The sequence below is a fragment of the Nocardia sp. 852002-20019_SCH5090214 genome (genome assembly GCF_001665865.1).
Classification (GTDB): Bacteria; Actinomycetota; Actinomycetes; order Mycobacteriales; family Mycobacteriaceae; genus Nocardia; species Nocardia nova.
The window spans coordinates 1-16,480 of sequence record NZ_LZMK01000276.1 but is presented as its reverse complement, the minus strand read 5'-3'; the positions used below and the strand labels follow the sequence as shown (position 1 = coordinate 16,480).

The window sequence follows — 16,480 nt, the reverse complement described above, 5'->3', positions numbered from 1 at the left end:
GTCCGAGATCCCCCGGACCGGATACGGCACGAGCCCCCATCCGCTGTTCGGATGAGGGCTCGTGCCGTGGTTCGCGGATCAGCCGACCGGGACCGGCTCCTTCTCCGCCGCGGTGTCGCGGTCACGCTGCTGCAACTCGCGCAGCTTGGTGCCCTCGACATCGATATCGGGCAGGATCCGGTCCAGCCACTTCGGCATCCACCAGGCCCACTTGCCCAGCAGGACCAGCAGCGACGGAATCAGGACCATCCGGACCAGGAAGGCGTCGAACAGCACGCCGGCCGCCAGTGCGAAGCCCATCGACTTCGCGGTCACGTCGGACTCCAACATGAATCCGCCGAAGACGGAGATCATGATGATGGCCGCGGAGGTGACCACGCGAGCGCCGTGGTGGTAACCGGACACCATGGCCTCCTTCGGGGATTTGCCGTGCACGTATTCCTCTCGCATCCGGGTCACCAGGAACACCTGGTAGTCCATGGCGAGGCCGAATACCAAGCCGATCAACATGATCGGCAGGAAGCTCACGATCGGATGCTGGTCGCCGATCAGGCCGAGCTTGTCCTGCTGGAAGATCAGCACGGTGGCGCCGAAGGTGGCCGCCATCGACAACAGGAATCCCAATGCGGCGGTCAGCGGCACCAGAACCGAGCGGAACACCAGTACCAGCAGGATGAACGCCGCGATCGCCACGATCGTCATGTACGGCACGATCTTGCCGAGCAGGGCATTGGACACATCGGCGTAGATGGCGGTCGAGCCGGTGATGCCGTACTCCATACCGTATTTCGCCTGCAGGTCCGACTCCGCGTCCCGGGCGTGTTTCACCAGGTCCTGGGTTTCGGAGTTGTTCGGGCCGTGATCGGGCACCGCGGTCAACTGGGCGCCGGTGCTGTTCACATAGTCCGGAGTCTTCTGCGGCGTGAGCTTGTTCGTCGACGGCATGGTCACGAAGTCCATGCCCTGGTAGCCGGCCAGCTTGTCGTGCAGGGCCATGACGGCCTCCTGACGCTGCTCCGGCTTGACCTTGGTCAGATCCGCGACCACCAGCAGGGTGCCGTTGCTGCCCTCGCCGAACCCTTCGGTGCGCAGGTCGTAGGCCTTCCGAACCGTGGTGGTCTTGGGCTGGCTGTCCTCACCGGGGAGGCCGAGGCTCAGATTCACCGCGGGTGCGGCGAGCAGGCCGAGCGCGATCACGCTCGCGCCGAGGGTCACCCACGGCGCCTTGGCGATCAGCCGGGCGAAACGCTTGCCGTTGGTGACGGCGTCGTCGTCCTCGGTGTCGGTCCGCGCGACCAGCGGCAACTTCGGCTTGAACAGGAAGCGGCCGAAGGCGCCCATCATCGCGGGCAGCAGGGTCAGCGCGACCAGGATCGCGAACAGCGCGGCCAGCGCGCCGCCCAGACCCATCCAGGTGAGGAAGCTGACGCCGACGATGCTCAGGCCGCACAGCGCGATGATGACCGTCATACCGGCGAAGACCACCGCGGAACCGGCAGTGCCGATGGCGACGCCCGCAGCCTCTTCCGGCGAATCCTGCACGGCGAGTTCATGTTTGTAGCGCGAGACGATGAACAGCGCGTAGTCGATCGACAGCGCGATACCGATCATCGCCGCCAGCACGGTGGTGAAGTTCGGGATGTTGGCGATCGAGGTGCCGGCCATGATCAGCGAGGATGCCATGCCGACACCCACGATGCCGGTCAGAATCGGCACGAACGCCGCGATCAGCGCGCCGAAGGCGATCATCATCACGATGAAGGCGACGGCGTAACCGATCATTTCCGACTGTCCGCCCGGCGGCGCCTGCTCGGTGGCGATGGTGCCGCTGATCTCCACGTCCAGTCCGGCCGCGCGCGCCTCGTCGGCGACCTTGTATGCCTGGTCCCGATCGGCCTTGGTGATATCGGAGAACGACTTGATCTTGAACGGCACGCTGAAATAGGCGACGGTATCGGCACTGTTGTTCTTGCCGAGCACGTTCAGCGGCGCCAGGCCGCATTTCGCGACGAAGTTCGGGTCGGTGCGATCACCGGAGGTGCAGCCGATCGCCGTCGTCGCGGCGACCGGGTCGGTCAGCACGCCCCGACGTTGCGGGTCGGGGTCCTGCGCATTGATCTTGGACTTGTCGACGATGTCGAGGTTGTTGATCTTCTCGACAAGCGCGGTGAGTGCCTTGTGATTGTCCGGATCGGTGAGCTTGCCGTGGGTGGCCGCGGCGACATATGTGCCGGTCACCGCGTCGAATTTGAAGGCGGCCGATTGTCCAGGAAATTCCCTGTCCAGGATGTCGGTGGCCTTCTGCGAGGGCAGATCCGGCATGTTGAAGTCGTCTTGGCTCTGCTTCTTCAGCCCGACGCCGACGGCGCCCACGATCACGAAGATCAGCAACCAGACCGGTAGCACGATCCATTTTCGGCGGAAGGCGAACTTCCCCCACCGATAGAGGTACACGGACACGCGGTATCTCCTAGCGATAGCTGATTTGCGGTGCTGAGTTCAGGCCCCGTAGACAGCACTACTGCGGACGCCGCACTGCGATCCGCCTCCATCGACGCTTTCTGCCTACCGTGCGGTAGGTAGACTACCCAATCGCTAAGCGGAGGAACAACCTCGATTTTCGGGGCGTGCCCTCCGCTTCGATCGGTTGATGAGAGGATCATCGCATGAGCGCCCGAAGTACCTCAGGAACCGTTGTCGCAGGTCAGAGCACCAAGGACGCGATTCGTGAGGCGGCGATCCGGCTTTTTTCGAACAAGGGCTTCGAGCAGACGAGCCTGCGCGAGGTCGCGGATGCGGTGGGAATCACAAAGGCGTCGCTCTACTATCACTACGCGTCGAAGCTCGATCTGCTGCTCGCGATCATCGAACCGATCTTCGACGACATGAAGCTCGTGGTCGACGAACTCGACGGTGTGCCGTACAGCCCGGCGGGCGCTCGGGAGGTGCTGAATCGCCAGCTCCGGACCCTCTTACGACATCGCACCGCGGGCGCGATGTGCGTGCGCGACACCGTGGCCATCCTCAACGCGATCGGAGATCGGCATCCGGACATGTTCGATATGCACCGGCGACTGTGTGTCTGGCTGGCCGGACCCGCCCCCTCGCACGAGGCGCAATTGCGTGCCAGTGCCGCCCTGGAGGTGCTGGGCACGGCGCTGTGGTCGAACGAGCTCGTGCCCGATGCCGGTGACGAGGTGATCGAGCGGGTCCTGATCGAGGCCGCTCTCGGTGTGCTGAACGGACCGGGTGGACAGCGCTAGTGCACATCTCGGCGAGGATCGACTACGCGGTCCGCATCCTGTTGGAAATCGCTCGCGCGCAACCGAATTCGGTGAAGGCGGAGACGATCGCCACGGCACAGGACATTTCCCCGAAGATTCTGGAATCCATTGCGGCGCAACTGCGCCGGGCCGATCTGGTGGTCAGCCGGCGCGGCCCCGACGGCGGGTACCGGCTGGCTCGTGCGGCCGGTGAGATCAGCATCGCCGACGTGATCCGCGCGGTCGAGGGGCCGCTCGCCTCGGTGCGTGGGCAGCGCCCCGAGGACGTGGTGTATTCGGGGGTGGCCGAACCGCTGCAGCGGGTGTGGATCGCCCTACGGGTCAATATCCGCGCGGTGCTGGAGCAGGTCTCGATCGCGGATATCGCCACCGACGAACTGCCGGATTTCATCGCGGACCTGGTGTCCGATCCCGGTGCCTGGACGCGGCGGCCCGCGCCCGTCCCGCCCGGCGTCGACGCCTAGGCCGGAGGTGAGGACTGTGCCGGTCGAGCCGGTTTCGCGGGTGTGCGGGCCGGCTTTCGCCGAGCGAAAAATCTTGCCGCCACCGCCCCGGAATGACGGTAGCCTGCACCCATCATGTTGATCAGGTTGCTGCGCGCCTTTCTCGCCCCCTACCGCACCCAGTTGGTGGGGGTTGTTGTGTTGCAGCTCATCTCCGTCATCGCGATGCTCTATCTGCCCAGCCTGAACGCCGACATCATCGACAACGGCGTCACCAAGGGTGATATCGGCTACATCTGGACCACCGGTCTGTGGATGCTGCTGGTGTCGGGCGTGCAGATCATCGCCTCGGCGAGTTCGGTCTATCTGGGCGCACAGGCCGCGATGGGTGCGGGGCGGGAAATGCGCGCGGCGCTGCTGCACCGGGTGGGCACCTTCTCCGCCCGTGAGGTGGGCATCTTCGGCGCGCCGTCGCTGATCACCCGCAACACCAACGATGTGCAGCAGGTGCAGCTGCTGGTCGTGATGAGCGTGACCATCCTGGTGATGGCGCCGATCATGTGCATCGGCGGCATCGTGATGGCACTGCGTCAGGACCTCGGGCTTTCCTGGATCCTGCTGGTCGCGGTGCCGGTGCTCGGCCTGACGATGGCGCTGATCATCTCCCGGATGGTGCCCGGATTCCGGCGCGTGCAGGAGCGCATCGACTCGGTGAACCGAGTGCTGCGCGAGCAGATCACCGGTATCCGCGTGGTGCGGGCGTTCGTGCGCGAGCGCTACGAATCGCGGCGCTTCGGCGTGGCCAACGACGAGCTGACCTCGGCCTCGCTGTTCGTGGGCCGGTTGGCCGCGCTGATGTTCCCGGCCGTGATGCTGATCAGCAACGTGACCACGGTCGCGGTGATCTGGTTCGGCGGGCATGCCATCGACTCCGGCAGTATGCAGATCGGTTCGCTGACCGCGCTGCTGTCCTACATCATGCAGATCCTGATGGCGGTCATGATGGCCTCCTTCCTGGCGATGATCGCCCCGCGCGCGGCGGTCTCGGCCGAACGCATCGCCGAGGTCCTGGAAACCGACTCCTCGGTGCTGCCGCCGGCACAGCCGCAGACCTTCGTCGCCGATCCGGGAACGGTCGAGCTGGCCGGCGCCGAATTCGCGTTTCCGGGCGCCGCGGAACCGGTGCTGCGCGATATCAGCTTCCGGGTCTCGCCCGGGCAGACCACCGCGATCGTCGGTTCCACCGGATCCGGTAAGACCACGCTGATCAATCTGATTCCGCGGCTGATCGACGTCACCTCCGGCGTGGTGCGGGTCGGAGGCACCGATGTGCGGCAGGTGGATATGGATCTGCTGCGCTCGCAGATCGGGCTGGTGCCGCAGAAGGCCTATCTGTTCTCCGGGACCATCGCGGAGAACCTGCGCTACGGCGATCCCGAGGCGACCGACGAACAGCTGTGGCACGCACTGGAAATCGCGCAGGCCGCCGATTTCGTGCGGGCCATGCCCGAAGGGTTGCGGACCCCGGTCGCCCAGGGTGGCACCACCGTCTCGGGCGGCCAGCGGCAGCGGCTCGCCATCGCGCGCGCCCTGGTGAAGAAGCCCAAGATCTATCTGTTCGACGACTGCTTCTCCGCACTCGACGTCGCCACCGACGCCCGGGTGCGCGACGCGCTGCGGCCGGAGACGCGCGAATCCGCGGTGATCACCGTGGCGCAGCGCGTGTCGACCATCCGTGACGCCGACCAGATCGTCGTCCTCGAGGACGGTGCCATGGTCGGCCTCGGCACCCACGAACAGCTGTTGCGCGAATGCGAGGAGTACCGGGAGATCGTGGAATCGCAGTTCAGTCCGGAAGAGGCGGCGCGATGAGGCCCGGGGCGCCGATGCCGGGTGCTCCCGGGCAGAAAGCGAGATCGTTCGGCCCGACGCTGAAGCGGTTGTTGCGCCGCCTGGCTCCGGACCGGACGGCCGTCGTGGCCATCCTGGTGCTGGCCGTCGCCTCGGTCGTCATGAACACCCTGGGGCCGCAGATCCTCGGTAAGGCGACCAACCTCATCTTCGACGGCGTCGTCAGCAAGCAGTTGCCGGCGGGGCTGACCAAGGATCAGGCGGTGGCGTCCCTGCGTGCGCAGGGGCAGGACCGGCTCGCGGACATGATGTCCTCGATGAACATCAACCCCGGCCACGGCGTCGACTTCGGCGCGGTGGGTCAGGTGCTGACCCTGGTTCTGGTGCTCTACGTGCTGGCCGCGCTGTTCAACTGGTTGCAGGCGTATCTGCTGGCCACGGTGATCAACCGCGCGGTGCAGCGGCTGCGCAGCGAGGTGGAGGACAAGATCCACCGGCTGCCGCTGAGCTATTTCGACACCAACGCCCGCGGCGATGTGCTCTCCCGCGTGACCAACGACGTCGACAATGTGGCGCAGAGCCTGCAGCAGACCATGAGCCAGCTGGTCATGTCGGTGCTGTCGGTGATCGGCATCCTGATCATGATGTTCTGGATCTCGCCGTTGCTGGCGGTGATCGCGCTGCTCACGGTCCCGGCCGCCGTGGTCGTCACGGCCCAGATCGCGAAGCGGTCGAAACCGCATTTCGTCGATCAGTGGAAGTACACCGGCCTGGTCAACGCGCAGGTCGAGGAGGCCTTCACCGGCCACGAGGTGGTCACGGCGTTCGGCCGCATCCGCGAGGTCGGCGTGGAATTCGACAAGCGCAACGACAAGCTCTACCAGGCGAGCTTCAAGGCGCAGTTCATCTCCGGGCTGATCATGCCGGTGATGATGTTCATCGGAAACCTGAACTACGTGCTGATCGCCGTGGTCGGCGGTCTGCGCGTGGCCTCGGGCAGCCTGTCGCTGGGTGAGGTGCAGGCCTTCATCCAGTACTCGCGCCAGTTCAGCCAGCCGCTCACCCAGATCGGTTCGATGATCAATCTGCTGCAGTCGGGCGTCGCGTCGGCCGAGCGGATCTTCGAAATCCTCGATGCCGACGAGCAGGTTCCCGATCCGCGCGAGGAGGATCCGCGCCCGATCGATCGCGGCCGGGTCGAATTCGACGCGGTGTCGTTCCGCTACGAGCCCGACAAGCCGGTGATCGAGGATCTCTCGCTGGTCGCCGAGCCCGGCCACGTGGTCGCCATCGTGGGTCCGACGGGTGCCGGTAAGACGACGCTGGTCAATCTGCTCGAGCGGTTCTACGAACTGGATTCCGGCGCGATCACCATCGACGGGGTCGACATCACCGGCATCGGCCGCGACCGGCTGCGCTCGCGGATCGGCATGGTGCTGCAGGACACCTGGTTGTTCGGCGGCACGATCCGCGAGAACATCGCCTACGGCAACCCGGAGGCGAGCGAAGAGGAGATCCTCGCGGCCGCCCGCGCCGCCTACGTGGACCGCTTCGTCCATTCGCTGCCGCTGGGTTACGACACGGTGATCGACGAGGAGGGCTCCGGAGTCAGCGCCGGTGAGAAGCAACTGATCACCATCGCCCGCGCCTTCCTGGCCAAGCCGACCATCCTGATCCTCGACGAGGCCACCAGTTCGGTCGACACCCGCACCGAGTTGCTGGTGCAGCAGGCGATGGCCGCGCTGCGCCGTGACCGCACCAGTTTCGTTATCGCGCACCGTCTTTCGACGATCCGCGATGCCGATCTGATCGTGGTGATGGAGGGTGGCCACATCGTCGAGCAGGGCACTCACGAGCGGCTGCTGGCCGCGCGCGGCGCCTACTTCCGCCTCTACAACGCGCAGTTCACCGGCGCGGCGGTCGATCAGGATCTGGTCGACGAGGAGACGCTGGACGTGGTGTGAGGGCCGTGGTCACCGGCCTGGCAGGATAGCGGCGTGTCCGATCCCGACCAGTTCTCCTTCACCGTCGGTACGTCGCTGCCGGGGCGGCACGGCCGCACCGGTGTGATCACCACGCCCCACGGGCAGATCGTCACTCCGGCGTTCATCCCGGTCGGCACCAAGGCCACGGTCAAGGCGGTACTTCCGGAGGCGATGGCGGAGATCGGCGCGCAGGCCCTGCTCGCCAATGCCTACCACCTGTATTTGCAGCCGGGATCCGACATCGTCGACGAGGCGGGCGGCCTGAGCCGGTTCATGAACTGGCCGGGCCCCACCTTCACCGACAGCGGCGGCTTCCAGGTGATGTCGCTCGGCGTCGGCTTCAAGAAGGTGCTGGCCATGGAGGCCGTCGGCGTGCAGAGCGACGAGGTGATCGCGAAGGGTAAGGAGCGGCTGGCCGTGGTCGACGACGACGGCGTCACCTTCCGCTCCCATCTGGACGGATCGAGCCATCGGTTCACCCCCGAGGTGTCGATGGGGATCCAGCACCGCCTCGGCGCCGACATCATGTTCGCCTTCGACGAACTGACCACGCTGTTCAACACCCGTGGCTATCAGGAGAAATCGCTGCGCCGCACACACGAGTGGGCGCAGCGCTGCATCGACGAACACGAGCGGCTCACCGCCGAACGCGCGCACCGGCCGTATCAGGCGCTGTTCGCGGTGATCCAGGGTGCGCAGTACGAAGACCTGCGCCGCAAGGCCTGCCGCGATCTGGACGCGATGCGGGGAAGCGGCGGAACGGGTTTCGACGGTTACGGCATCGGCGGCGCGCTGGAGAAGGCCAATCTCGGCACCATCGTGGGCTGGTGCTGCGACGAACTGCCGGCGGAGAAACCGCGGCATCTGCTGGGTATCAGCGAACCCGAGGACTTCTTCGTGGCGATCGAGAACGGCGCCGACACCTTCGACTGCGTCAATCCGTCCCGCGTCGCGCGCAATGCCGCGATCTATGTGGCGGCCGGCCGGTTCAACATCAACACCAGCCGGTTCCGCCGCGATTTCACCCCGATCGACGACACCTGCGACTGCTACACCTGCGCTCACTACACCCGTGCCTACATCCATCACCTGTTCAAGGCGAAGGAAATGCTCGCCGCGACGCTGTGCACGATTCACAACGAGCGCTTCACGATTCGGCTCGTGGACGACATCCGCGCGAGCATCGAGGGCGGCTACTACGACGACTTCAAGGCGGAGTTCCTGGGACGGTGGCAGGGCCGGATCCGCTTCGACTGAACGGAACGGCCCCGCCTCGCGCCCGGTTCCGCGTCAGCTGTAGAGCGCCGGCTTGTCCAGCGGTGCGTAGCTGGGTTCGTGCTTCTTCAGATAGGCGATGCAGCGGTAGCTGATCGGCATGATCAGCACCTCGCACAGGGTCTTCCATACGAAGCCGACGATCACGTAGTTGATGAACGCGCCCCACGTGTTGATCCCGATGGCCGTCGCCGCGATCGAGCAGAACACCAGCGTGTCGCCGAATTCACCGGCGACGGTCGAGCCCAGCAGCCGCGCCCACAGATGCTTCTCCTTGGTGCGCTCCTTGATCAGCACCAGCGTCATCGAGTTCAGGAACTGGCCCACCACATAACCGGCGAGCCCGGCCGCGACGAGTTGCGGCGTGGTATCGGCGACGGTGCGGAACGCGTCCTGATTGTCGTAGAACCCGGCCGCCGGCAGGCCGATCGCGATCCAGAAGCAGACCACCATCAGGATCAGCATGCCGAAGCCGTAGTAGATGGTGCGGCGGGCGGCCTTGAAGCCGTACACCTCGCTCAGCACGTCGCCGATCACATAGGCGAGGGGGAACAGGAAAAATGCTCCGTCGGTGGTGATCGGCAGGATTTCGATGGGTCCGAGGGACACCTCGTGGCCGGTGAAGAACTGCACGCCCTTGGTCGCGCAGATGTTGGAAATCATCAGCGTCGCCGTGAACAAGGTCACGATCAGCGTGAAGGGACCCCCCGCGGCCTGCGCGAATGCTGCGTGTTCGACCGCGGGGCGTCCAGACTCCCCGGTCGGTGTCGTTTCTTGTGTCTCACTCACGACCTGTGCACGATACCGGCAACCCGGCCCGGTGGAATAGGCTGGACCGATGACGAATCCCGGCGATTCCGACGAATGGTGGAAACAGTACGGCGGCGAAGGTGTCTCGTCCGATTCGGGCGGCCACCAGTCGGTTCCGCCGACCCCGCCGCAGCAGCCCACCCCGCCGCCCAATCCGCAGGCCGGATACTCCTCGGCCCCGCATCAGCAGTCGTCTCCCTACCAGCAGCCGACCCCGCCGCCGCAACAGCAGCAGTCCTACCCGAGCTATCCGCAGCAGCAGCCCTACGGTCAGCCCGGCTACGGCTATCCGGCCGCGACGCCGTATCAGCCCTACGGCTACGCGGCGCCGCAACAGGGCACCAACGGACTGGCGATCGGTTCGCTGATCGCGTCGATCCTGGGACTGTGCACCTGTATCGGATCGATCGTCGGGATCATCCTGGGTGTGATCGCGCTGAACCAGATCAAGGAGCGCGGCGGTCAAGGCCGCGGTATGGCGCTCGGCGGAATCTGGGTCGGTGCCGTCGGCATCGTGCTCACCATCGTGTGGGTGATCGTCAACGTCGCGGCCGCGAACTGGTAGGAGCCGGGCGGGAGCAGCAGTGCGTCCGGATCGCCGGACGCACCGTCGCCGGATCAGCTGTGGCGCAGTGGATCCGGATGTTCGGGGTCCAGAATCCACGGTTCGTGCGGCACCGTCGCCGGAGTGAACTGATCCAGTAGCGCGCGCGGTGTCTCGCCCCGCAGGCCGAGCGAGGCCGCGAGCAAGGTGAAAACCTGACGCGGCGTCTCGCCGAGAGCGGTTCTGTCGCGCAGGGTTACGGCACCGTCGCGCTTGGCCAGCCGCGCGCCCTCGATGTTGAGCACCAGCGGGACGTGCGCGTAGGAGGGTACGGCGAGTCCGAGGACCGTGGCCAGATAGGCCTGCCGCGGTGTCGAGGGCAGCAGATCGTCACCGCGAACGACCTGGTCGAAGCCCTGGGCCGCATCGTCCACCACAACCGCGAGGTTGTAGGCCGCCGTTCCGTCGCCGCGACGCAGCACGAAATCGTCGACCAGCCCGCGATACCGGCCGTGGATTTCGTCGACGATCTCGAATTCCGTGGTCTGCGAGCGCAGCCGCAGTGCGGCGGGGCGACCCTCGGCGCGCTTGGCCGCCCGCCGCGCCTCGCTCAGGTCGCGGCAGGTCCCCGGATAGGCGCCCATCGGGCCGTGCGGTGCGGAGACGGCCTTCTGGATCTCCTTTCGCGTGCAATAACACTCGTAGGTCATGCCGGCCGCGCCGAGCCGCTCGATCGCTGCCGCATACTGCGGGGTGCGCTCCGATTGCCGGACCACCTGGCCGTCCCAGTCCAGCCCGACCGCGGCCAAATCCTCGAGCTGACGCTTTTCCGCACCCGGCCGCACCCGGTCCAGGTCCTCGATCCGCAGCCGGAAATTGCGTGCGGTGCTGCGGGCGAACAACCACGCCAGCAGGGCGGTGCGGAGATTGCCCAGGTGCAGGTCACCGGAGGGGCTGGGGGCGAAGCGACCCGCCCCGGCGGTATGCGGGATCATCCGCGCAGCCGGGGGCACAGCGCGTCTTCCGGAATCTCGCGGCCGGCATCCAGATCCGCCAGCAGACCCTCGGCATGTGCGACCAGCCCGGTCGAATCGATGCCGTACGGGGGCGACGGCGTGGCCGACAACCGGCCGATCGCCCGCTCGAGCAGGGTGCGGGCACCCTTCGGATTACCGCGCTGGATGTGGGTGATGCCGACGGCGTACTGCGCCAGCCCCTGCCACAGCATCCTTTCCGCGAACGGTCCGTTCTTCCATGCGGCCTCCAGCACCTCGTGTGCGTTGAAGGCCAGTCCCTCGTTCAGGAGGCGCTGGGCATAGTCCAGGGTTTCGTCCGGTGGGAGGTCGAGATCATCCGGAATCCGGGCGACGCCGACGCTACCGGGCGGTAGTGGTCGCCCGAACCGGTCTCGAGGACGGGCATTTCGGGCGTGTCCGGCATCGTCGCGATCTCGTTCCAGCACTACTCCATGATCCATACCGAGCAACCGCACGGTTTATCCGGGGCGTAGTGCGGCCGTGCCCGAGCGAATTTCGCGGCCCGGTTTTGTTTAGCGGATCATTCTCCTGTCATTTGGCAATTTCCTCGCTATTAGTGAACGGGAATTATTTATCGCAATTCGAGTGGTTGAAAGTGAAAAGACGCGGGACATGGATTGTGGGTGCTGCTAGGGTGCTCTCCCGGGGTCACCGCGAGCGCGCACCATGGCGGTGTGTACCTCGTGGCCCATTCCGTTCATCGAGTAGTTCGTGCGCTATGACCAGGCGCATCGTGGAGCCGTCGAGTCTCGAGAAACCCGGGTCCGGCGACGATGGAAGCATGATTGTCGCGTTATCTACGGTGGTAAAGGAGAGGTTGAGGTGAAGGTTGATTCGACCGGTGCGGTGTGGCGCAAGAGTAAATACAGCGGCCCCGACGGAAACTGTGTCGAGGTCGCTTTTCTGAGTGACGGCAATGTCGGGGTTCGCGATACCAAAGACTGCGGCAGCGGGCCGATTCTGGCTTTCACGCCCGGCGAGTGGGATGCGTTCGTCTCGGGCGTGACCGACGGGAAGTTAGGTCCCGCCTGACCCCGGCGATCAGGTGATGGGCCCCGAGTCGACGCGACTCGGGGCCTTGTTGTGCTGGTCGATGCGGCCGATCCCGGGTGCCGATGGATCTCGGTGGGTGCGGGATATGTGGACGGTTGTGGATATCGTCGGCGGGTGGATCTACTGACACCGCAGGATGCCACCAGGTTCTGGTTGTCGCGCCGGGCCTGCAACGACCTGTTCCTGCTCTACTGCTTCGACGACGCCGGATGGTCCGCCGACGCGCTGCGGGCGGCGGTGATCGCGCGCAGCGCCGAAATCCCGGAGTTGAACGTCCGTATCCGGGAGCACCGTTTCGCTTATCCGGCCTGGGAGCCTGCGGATTTCGACGAGGCGCAGGTCGTCGTCCACGCGTCCGAGGAGCCGCTGTGGACGACTGTGGAAGCATCGCTGGGGGTGATTCTGGCGCACTCGGTACCGGCGCGGCGATACATCTGGCGGATCCATCTGTATCGCGGCGTCCGGGACGCGCCGGGCGCATCGGGGCCCGCACTCGTTGTGGTGCTTCAGCTTTCGCATGCGCTGGCGGACGGAAAACGGGCCGCGCATATCGCGCGCGAGTTGTTGCGGGGCTTGGACGCGGCAGCTCGCGGGGTCGCCGAACCGGGTGACGGTTCGGATCGCGTCGGATCGTCCACCGGCGCGATGGTCGATCGGCATCACGGCCGCGGGGCGCGAGCCCGGTTCGCGTCATCTGTGGAAACCCTTGCGGTCGAAGCCCTGGCGCTTCTTTCGTTCCTGCCCGGCGTGGCCCGAACGGTGCGGCGCGGATTCGTCGCGGCACGTGCGGACAGGGAATTGAACAGCCTCGCCGAGGCGGGTGAGATTCCCCCCGCGGCACCGAATTTCGCGCCGACCCGGCTGAACCGCCCGCCGGCGCCGGAGCATCGGGCCGTCCGCGTGATCGCGGGGGAGAGCCTGCACGTTCCCGGCTATACGGTCACGGTCGTCGCGCTGACCGCGATCTCCGTCGCGATGAGTCGATATCTTGCCGCCCACGGCGAATCCGCCGACCCGTTGGGCGCGCAGGTCTCGATGGCCCTGCCTGTGGTGACCGATCGAAAAGCTGTCCCGCACAACAACTATCGTGACCTCGGTGTCGATCTGTGCGTCGCGGAACCGGACCTGCGGCTGCGGGCGCGCCGCATCGCCGCGGCGCTGGCCGAACGACGGATCCGCGCCACCCATCCGCTGCAGTCCGCGCGTGACCGCGTCACCGACGCGATCCCGGCCCCGGTTCTCCGTCGCGATATCGCCGGCTATCCCTTGGATCTGGTTCCCGACCGGATCTCGGGCCACACCGTGCTCTCCAGCGTCCACCGCGGCGAGGCGGATCTGTCGATCGCCGGCGGCGCGGTCCGCTTCACCGCCGGTTTCCCCGCCCTCGGCGCGGTGATGCATCTGACCCACGGCCTGCACGGACTCGGAACGACGGTGACCCTGTCGGTCCACGCCGATCCCCAGGTGGTGGATGTGGACGAGTACGCCCGCCTCTTGCGTGGCGCGGTGGGTGAGGTCGGTGCGCGGCTGACCGCCGACTGATCGCGGAAGAGGCTGGTGCACCTCTTTCCATATTCAATATATAGCGGAGTGGGGGGCTTGCGGCAAGGCCCCGGTCGTGCCGCACAATGGCCCGCCGAGGCCGTGTACCTGCGAAAACGGGAGGAGACGCGCAGCGGCCGAGACGGACACGGGTGTCCACATGAACCATGTCGAGCCAGGGAAATGAGGGACACATGTCGGAACCGGGGTATCAGGACGAGTTGCGGGCCGAACAGGACTACGTGTCCGGGCTCTACGCACGCCTCGACGGCGAGCGCGCCGAGGCGAAGGGCCGCTACAGCGCGGCGTTGCGCGGCAACGGCGGTGCGCTGGTGGACCGCGATGTGGAGGTGCGCACGCTGGCGCGTGAGGTGAAGCGCTTGGACGTGGCCGACAACGGCCTGTGTTTCGGCCGATTGGACAGCGATTCCGGGGAGAGGTCCTATATCGGCCGGATCGGGCTGTTCGAGCGGAGCAACGACTTCGAGCCGTTGCTGCTGGACTGGCGGGCTCCGGCGGCACGGGCCTTCTACACCGCCACCGCCGCCAGCCCGGAGCGGATGCGGCGGCGCCGGCAGTTCCATTTCCGCGGCCGCCGCGTCGTCGACTACACCGACGAGATCTTCGGCCGTCCGGGCGCCGGGGAACGCGGGGATGCGGCGCTGCTCGCGGCCGTCGACGCGCCTCGTGGCGAGGGCATGCGCGACATCGTGGCCACCATCCAGGCCGAACAGGACGAGATCATCCGGCTCGATCATCCCGGCGTGCTGGTGATCGAGGGCGGACCCGGTACCGGCAAGACGGTGGTGGCGCTGCATCGCGTCGCCTATCTGCTCTACACCCAGCGCGAGCAGATGGAGCGCCACGGCGTTCTCGTGGTCGGACCCAATCCGGCCTTTCTGCGTCATATCGACCGCGTGCTGCCGTCGCTCGGCGAAACCAACGTCGTCTTCACCACCACGGGCGATCTGGTGCCGGGCCTGCACGTGACCGCCGAGGACACTCCGGATGCGGTGCGCATCAAGGGTTCGCTGCGCATGCTGGATGTGCTCGCCGCCGCGGTCGCGGACCGGCAGTGCTTGCCGGCGGAACCGCTGACCATCGAATTGACCGATGTCACCGCGCGCATCGATGCGGCGACCGCGGAATGGGCGCGCGAGGAGGCGCGCACCAGCGGTCTGCCGCACAACGAGGCGCGTGCGGTGTTCCGCGAGATCGTCACCTACGTGATCACCGAGCGCGCGATCGCGCGGATCGGCAAGGGCTGGATCACCCGCGACGACCGGGAGGCGTGGGAGAACCTGCGCGCCGACCTCGTCGCCGAGCTCGCCGAGAGTGAGCAGTTCGCTGCCGCGCTCGACCAGCTCTGGCCGGTGCTCACCCCGGAAAAGCTACTGGCCGAGCTGTATTCGTCGTCCGAGCGGTTGCGAGCGGCAGGCGCCGACCCGGCCCTCGGGCGTGCCGACGGCGCCGCGTGGACGGTGTCGGATGTACCGCTGCTCGACGAACTGGTCGATCTGCTGGGCCGGGAGAAGCCGGCGGACGACACCGTGGAACGTGAACGTGCGGCCGAAGCCCGATATGCCGCAGGGGTTTTGGAGCTCATGACCGGCCGCGAGGATTCGATGGACGACGAGGACCACCTCTTCGCCACCGACCTGCTCTACGCCGAGGACCTCGCCGACCGATTCGCCGATCGCGATACCCGTGATCTGGCCGAACGCGCCGCCGCCGACCGGGATTGGACCTATCGCCACATCGTGGTCGACGAGGCGCAGGAGCTCTCCGAGATGGACTGGCGGGTGCTGATGCGGCGGTGTCCGGGCCGCTCCTTCACCGTGGTCGGCGACCTCGCCCAGCGTCGTTCGACCGCCGGCGCGACATCGTGGGACGCCATGCTCGAGCCCTATGTTCCCGGCCGGTGGCGCTATCGCTCCCTGACGGTGAACTACCGGACGCCGGCCGAGATCATGGCGGTCGCGGCGGCGGTTCTCGCCGAATTCGCGCCGGATGCGCGGTCACCCGAGTCGGTGCGTGCCTGTGGCGTGCGGCCGTGGTCGCGCCGCGTCGACGAAAGCGAATTGACCTCCGCCATCGCGGATTTCGTTCGCGACGAGGAGGGTCGCGAGGGCACCGCCGTCGTGATCGGCCCGCCCGGCGTCCCCGGCACGGTTGCGGCATCGGAGACGAAGGGCCTCGAGTTCGATGCCGTACTCGTCGTCGAACCGGAGCGCATCCTGTCCGATGGGCCGCGGGGCGCGGCCGAACTCTACGTGGCCCTCACCCGCGCCACCCAGCGCCTCGGAGTTCTGCACCGAGACCCGCTGCCCACGGCACTCGCCGGTCTGGTCCCGGTCGCCGAGCCCGCGGCGGCCGGAAATCGCCGCTCCGCGTAGCGATGTGGCGGGCCGCTAATCCGGCGGCCCGCACCCGCCCCGCATGATCAACGCATGCGCCGGACACCATTGGGTCACCGGTAGCCGACTGCGCCCGTTCCCGGTGCGCAACTCGAATTCCACCAGCCCCAGCCATGTTCCGTCCGCCGCCCGCGCCCAGGCGTGCAGCCGCCCCGGAATTCGCCCGGTGATCTTGGCACCGCTTCACCCGCCTCCTTAGCTCAGTGGTAGAGCACCGCTCTTGTAAAGCGAAGGTCGTC

Annotated in this window: 13 protein-coding genes; 9 read left to right on the top strand and 4 right to left on the bottom strand. The window is 66.7% G+C overall.

Going from position 1 to position 16,480, the window contains the following annotated elements; genetic code table 11:
• Nucleotides 1–78 precede the first annotated feature (78 nt).
• Nucleotides 79–2,460 carry an MMPL family transporter gene (locus A5780_RS21680; RefSeq protein WP_064909425.1) on the bottom strand — a complete coding sequence of 794 codons (2,382 nt, stop codon included), beginning with the start codon at nucleotides 2,458–2,460 and terminating at the stop codon, nucleotides 79–81.
• A gap of 206 nt (nucleotides 2,461–2,666) precedes the next feature.
• Here A5780_RS21680 and A5780_RS21675 point away from each other — a divergent pair, with 206 nt between their 5' ends.
• The 5 genes from A5780_RS21675 to tgt all read left to right on the top strand — a co-directional run bounded on the left by A5780_RS21675 (nucleotide 2,667) and on the right by tgt (nucleotide 8,820).
• Nucleotides 2,667–3,263 carry a TetR/AcrR family transcriptional regulator gene (locus tag A5780_RS21675; protein ID WP_064909424.1) on the top strand — a complete coding sequence of 199 codons (597 nt, stop codon included), beginning with the start codon at nucleotides 2,667–2,669 and terminating at the stop codon, nucleotides 3,261–3,263.
• Entirely contained in the window at nucleotides 3,263–3,748 is a 486-nt protein-coding gene (locus tag A5780_RS21670) for an Rrf2 family transcriptional regulator (protein ID WP_064909423.1), read from the top strand. The genes A5780_RS21675 and A5780_RS21670 overlap by 1 nt, the downstream gene beginning before the upstream one ends.
• A gap of 114 nt (nucleotides 3,749–3,862) precedes the next feature.
• A complete protein-coding gene (locus A5780_RS21665; RefSeq protein ID WP_064909422.1) occupies nucleotides 3,863–5,599 on the top strand; it encodes an ABC transporter ATP-binding protein in 1,737 nt (578 codons plus the stop codon).
• The gene (locus tag A5780_RS21660; RefSeq protein WP_036525382.1) at nucleotides 5,596–7,542 is read left to right on the top strand and encodes an ABC transporter ATP-binding protein; all 1,947 of its coding nucleotides are present in this window, start codon (nucleotides 5,596–5,598) and stop codon (nucleotides 7,540–7,542) included. The genes A5780_RS21665 and A5780_RS21660 overlap by 4 nt, the downstream gene beginning before the upstream one ends.
• 33 nt (nucleotides 7,543–7,575) lie before the next feature.
• Entirely contained in the window at nucleotides 7,576–8,820 is a 1,245-nt protein-coding gene (tgt, locus tag A5780_RS21655; RefSeq protein WP_064909421.1) for a tRNA guanosine(34) transglycosylase Tgt, read from the top strand.
• Between the two features lie 33 nt (nucleotides 8,821–8,853).
• Here the strand turns inward: tgt and A5780_RS21650 are convergent, their stop codons facing one another.
• Nucleotides 8,854–9,627 carry a queuosine precursor transporter gene (locus tag A5780_RS21650; RefSeq protein WP_064909420.1) on the bottom strand — a complete coding sequence of 258 codons (774 nt, stop codon included), beginning with the start codon at nucleotides 9,625–9,627 and terminating at the stop codon, nucleotides 8,854–8,856.
• Between the two features lie 49 nt (nucleotides 9,628–9,676).
• On the opposite strand from A5780_RS21650, the gene A5780_RS21645 reads away from it, so the two are divergent.
• Nucleotides 9,677–10,213 (top strand): DUF4190 domain-containing protein, encoded by a 537-nt coding sequence (locus tag A5780_RS21645; protein WP_030516877.1) that lies wholly within the window; start codon nucleotides 9,677–9,679, stop codon nucleotides 10,211–10,213.
• Nucleotides 10,214–10,266: 53 nt separating this feature from the next.
• Here A5780_RS21645 and gluQRS read toward each other — a convergent pair whose 3' ends face one another.
• Both gluQRS and A5780_RS21635 read right to left on the bottom strand, forming a co-directional pair.
• A complete protein-coding gene (gluQRS, locus tag A5780_RS21640; RefSeq protein WP_064909419.1) occupies nucleotides 10,267–11,187 on the bottom strand; it encodes a tRNA glutamyl-Q(34) synthetase GluQRS in 921 nt (306 codons plus the stop codon).
• Nucleotides 11,184–11,669: a DUF309 domain-containing protein gene (locus tag A5780_RS21635; protein WP_064909434.1), complete on the bottom strand. Its 486-nt coding sequence runs from the start codon at nucleotides 11,667–11,669 to the stop codon at nucleotides 11,184–11,186. Before A5780_RS21635 ends, gluQRS begins: the two co-directional genes overlap by 4 nt.
• 382 nt (nucleotides 11,670–12,051) lie before the next feature.
• On the opposite strand from A5780_RS21635, the gene A5780_RS21630 reads away from it, so the two are divergent.
• The 3 genes from A5780_RS21630 to helR all read left to right on the top strand — a co-directional run bounded on the left by A5780_RS21630 (nucleotide 12,052) and on the right by helR (nucleotide 16,220).
• Complete coding sequence (locus A5780_RS21630; protein WP_030516880.1) at nucleotides 12,052–12,261, top strand: DUF397 domain-containing protein; 210 nt, start codon at nucleotides 12,052–12,054, stop codon at nucleotides 12,259–12,261.
• A gap of 135 nt (nucleotides 12,262–12,396) precedes the next feature.
• The gene (locus A5780_RS21625; RefSeq protein WP_197521825.1) at nucleotides 12,397–13,824 is read left to right on the top strand and encodes a hypothetical protein; all 1,428 of its coding nucleotides are present in this window, start codon (nucleotides 12,397–12,399) and stop codon (nucleotides 13,822–13,824) included.
• A gap of 194 nt (nucleotides 13,825–14,018) precedes the next feature.
• Nucleotides 14,019–16,220, top strand: coding sequence for an RNA polymerase recycling motor ATPase HelR (helR, locus tag A5780_RS21620; protein WP_064909418.1), 2,202 nt, complete (start codon nucleotides 14,019–14,021; stop codon nucleotides 16,218–16,220).
• The last annotated feature ends 260 nt before the right edge of the window (nucleotides 16,221–16,480 follow it).

What these genes read in the sequence shown, in the direction of transcription:
- A5780_RS21675 (WP_064909424.1), top strand. Translation starts at nt 2,667, where the DNA reads ATGAGCGCCCGAAGTACCTCAGGAACCGTTGTCGCAGGTCAGAGCACC.
- A5780_RS21665 (WP_064909422.1), top strand. Translation starts at nt 3,863, where the DNA reads ATGTTGATCAGGTTGCTGCGCGCCTTTCTCGCCCCCTACCGCACCCAG.
- A5780_RS21660 (WP_036525382.1), top strand. Translation starts at nt 5,596, where the DNA reads ATGAGGCCCGGGGCGCCGATGCCGGGTGCTCCCGGGCAGAAAGCGAGA.
- A5780_RS21645 (WP_030516877.1), top strand. Translation starts at nt 9,677, where the DNA reads ATGACGAATCCCGGCGATTCCGACGAATGGTGGAAACAGTACGGCGGC.
- gluQRS (WP_064909419.1), bottom strand. Translation starts at nt 11,187, where the DNA reads ATGATCCCGCATACCGCCGGGGCGGGTCGCTTCGCCCCCAGCCCCTCC.
- A5780_RS21635 (WP_064909434.1), bottom strand. Translation starts at nt 11,669, where the DNA reads ATGGATCATGGAGTAGTGCTGGAACGAGATCGCGACGATGCCGGACAC.
- helR (WP_064909418.1), top strand. Translation starts at nt 14,019, where the DNA reads ATGTCGGAACCGGGGTATCAGGACGAGTTGCGGGCCGAACAGGACTAC.